The 3,109-nt window shown below is 31.2% G+C and carries 2 protein-coding genes, 1 rRNA gene and 1 pseudogene; 2 read left to right on the top strand and 2 right to left on the bottom strand.

Annotation, left to right across the window (positions count from 1 at the left end; translation table 11 throughout):
* Positions 1–108 (top strand): 5S ribosomal RNA (gene rrf, locus OA85_RS16885); the annotation flags it as partial.
* A gap of 42 nt (positions 109–150) precedes the next feature.
* On the opposite strand, the pseudogene OA85_RS17675 reads toward rrf, so the two are convergent.
* Positions 151–309: pseudogene (locus OA85_RS17675) on the bottom strand (hypothetical protein); the annotation flags it as partial.
* A 50-nt stretch (positions 310–359) separates the two neighbouring features.
* Positions 360–485 (bottom strand): hypothetical protein, encoded by a 126-nt coding sequence (locus OA85_RS17745; protein ID WP_304413492.1) that lies wholly within the window; start codon positions 483–485, stop codon positions 360–362.
* An 810-nt stretch (positions 486–1,295) separates the two neighbouring features.
* Here OA85_RS17745 and OA85_RS16880 point away from each other — a divergent pair.
* Positions 1,296–3,109 (top strand): hypothetical protein (locus tag OA85_RS16880; RefSeq protein ID WP_039111027.1); only part of this gene is annotated, 1,814 nt, incomplete at its 3' end.

Raw genomic sequence — 3,109 nt, 5'->3', positions numbered from 1 at the left:
AGGTGGTTATTGCGGCGGGGCTCACCTCTTCCCATCCCGAACAGAGTAGTTAAGCCCGCCTGCGCAGATGGTACTGCAGTTATGTGGGAGAGTATGTCGTCGCCTTTCTTTAATCTGAACTCGTTTCAGATTCTATTAAATCCTATTCATTTATTTGAATAGGATTTTTTGCTTTATAGCTTTTTTGTATAATGAATGATTAGTGGATAAATCCCAAAAGTTGGATATTAGACAGAATGAGGATAATCTGAATAAAAAGAAATCAATCTTTCTCACTCCTCTAAATTGGCTTCTAAATGCTTTAATTTTGGTATTAAAAGATTCTGCTGAAGCATTTGTACTTCTATTATCAAAATAGTTTAATAATTATTCATTATCGATTTTAAGTTTGCATTGAAGAATTTGAAACTGGATTGATTTACTTTTTCATACCATTTGGCCAACTTTGAAAGGCTAATAATTTTATCGGTTGTTTTCTCAAAGATATTTCTTAAATCTTGCGCTAAATTGTATGCTTTTTCAATTTAAGGGAATAGTTCAAACAATATCACAGCACGGTCTATTTTGTTTTCCGACGATTTCTTTTTATATAGAAAATAACGGCTTCGGGTTAGTAATTGCTTAAGAAATCCTTGTTTTGACGTTGCTGTTTTTTACCACCAATACCATAGAAAGAGTCAATAGTATAGCAAGTATTAGCTTTGGAACTTATTGATTTCTTTTAAAAAAAACAAAATTCTGTGTGATAAGAGTTTAGTTTGTTCTTAAATTCTAATCTCATCAAAGAATCCTTTTGAGCTTAGTTTTTCATAATGATGGTCTCTTGGAGTTGATCTGGGTTTTTTTAGGAATTAGCTAAAAATATTCAATGATTATCGTTTATAATAACTTAAGAAGTGCGCTTTGCGAATCTTGCGTCTGATTGGGAAATACAAATATTTCCTTTTAATATTTCACCAAAATTTTTATAATTAATCCAAATTTAGTTTGTATCAATTATAACTATTAGTATTCTTTAAGTATATTTTTTAATTATATCAAATAGATTTAGACCATTTCAAAACAACTCATATAAAATATAATTTATTGATAGATAATTAGTTATTTGTGTTTTGATGATTTGTTTACAATTGTATTTCGATGTAAATATTAGGTCAGATGTTGATAATTTAGTTAAAATTTTATTAAAAATTAATTAAATCACTGGGAATAAATTCCTACTTTTATTTTTTTTAAATTATTAATCATTTAGTTATAACTATTAGTAATTATATATTAACGACAAAATTCATTTTATGAAAAATAAATTACTTTTATTTTTACTATTTCATTTGTTATTGGGGAATAAATTAATTGCAGAAAATTTGGCAGATGTTGTAAATATCCATAATACAAATTTGGAATTAATAACTACAATTATTCCTTCGGATACAATAAAAAAATATAAAAAGACCTCAAGGAGTTCAAAAGTTACTGCTCTTTTATCCCCTCCTTCTACTATTGCAGGAAGTTCTTGTGGAGACGGAATTAGCCCGTCGCAGGTTAATGTTTACGCCTTCGGAAATAGTAGTTCTGAAACTATAGAGTGGTTCGCATCTCAAACTTCAGCGAGTCCAATATTTACAGGTAATGTCTATAGTCCAAGTATTATTACGACTAAAACGTATTATGTGCGCAGTCGATTAGGAAGTGATACCAGTACGCGTGTACCAGTTGTAGCATCAATTTATTTCACACCTCCTGCGGTTACTTTATCGGCTTCTCCGGTTAATAATACCTCAAGTCCACTATGTTTGGGAACATCTGTTACTTTTACGGCATCAGGTGGAGCTGATTTATTTGAATTCTCAGTTGATGGGGTTGTTGTGCAATCTATGTCTACAAGTAAAATTTTTACAACTAATCTTCTAACTGATGGACAAGTTGTAAGAGTGAGAACAAGATATCAGGTAAGTATGGATGGAGCTATTACTGAAAAAACATATGGAACAGGAGCTTTGGAAGATAATTTTCTTTCAGCACCATTGTCTACTAATGCTTCGACGGGCTATATTAATTCATTAAAAATTAGTGCTTCCGAAGATAAATTGGTTTTAGGTATTGCGGGTAAAGTTCTAAATAATAGAAGTTTATTGTTGTTTCTTGATACAAAACCTGGAGGATTTAATATGTCAAATTATGGTGATGAGGCAAATTCAGATCCTTTAGTTCGATCTTTTAACCTTTTTAATAATAATCCAAGTACATTCGATTCGTATTTTCAAGCGGATTATTGTTTAGTTATTTCTACAGATGCTGGAGAAACTAATTATTATGCAAATGTTGTCGAATTAAAGACGGGTACTTCTATTAAAACTTATTTGGGAAGTGCTTCTACAGGCCTGCCTTCAGCAGTAATGGGTGTTAATAAAAATAATGTTGGAATTAATGATTATAATCTTGGTTTTGAAGTTGAAGTTTTAAAATCTCTTATTGGTTATACAACAGGGGATATTAAGTTTTTTGGATTAACTATGAATGATAAAGAAGATGGTAGTCAAACGGTTACCAATTCTTTTTTAAGTCCAGAAAGAAGTAGTAATTTAGATTATGGGATTGGTTCAGTAGATTATAATTTGAAAGATCCAAATCCAGTTGTGGTTTCCTCAGCTGCATTAACACCTTGTTATTCTGAGGCAAATATTATGATGAATTTTGTTTCTATTCCAACAACTGCTAGTGTAATACAACCTACATGTGCTTTACAATCAGGGACAATTGTTATATCGGCACAGCCGGGTGTAGAATATAGTATAGATGGTGTAGCTTATCAAAATTCTAATGAGTTTTCGGGATTAACTCAGGGAAATTATACAATATATGTAAGAAATAAATTAGATAATTCTTGTGTTCTTTCTTCAGTAGATCCTATTATAATTAATGCAATTCCAACTCCTCCAGTTGTACCAACAAGTACCAGTGTCGTACAACCAACTTGTGGAACTCCATCAGGAAGTATAGCGATAGCAACCCAATCTGGCGTTGAATATAGTTTGGATGGAATAACGTATCAGTCATCGAATACCTTTACAGGATTGGCACCTGCAGATTATACATTGTATGTAAGAAA

Source organism: Flavobacterium sp. AED (assembly GCF_000812945.1).
Classification (GTDB): domain Bacteria; phylum Bacteroidota; class Bacteroidia; order Flavobacteriales; family Flavobacteriaceae; genus Flavobacterium.
The sequence above is the reverse complement of the archived record's forward strand: the minus strand, read 5'-3'. Positions and strand labels throughout refer to the sequence as shown.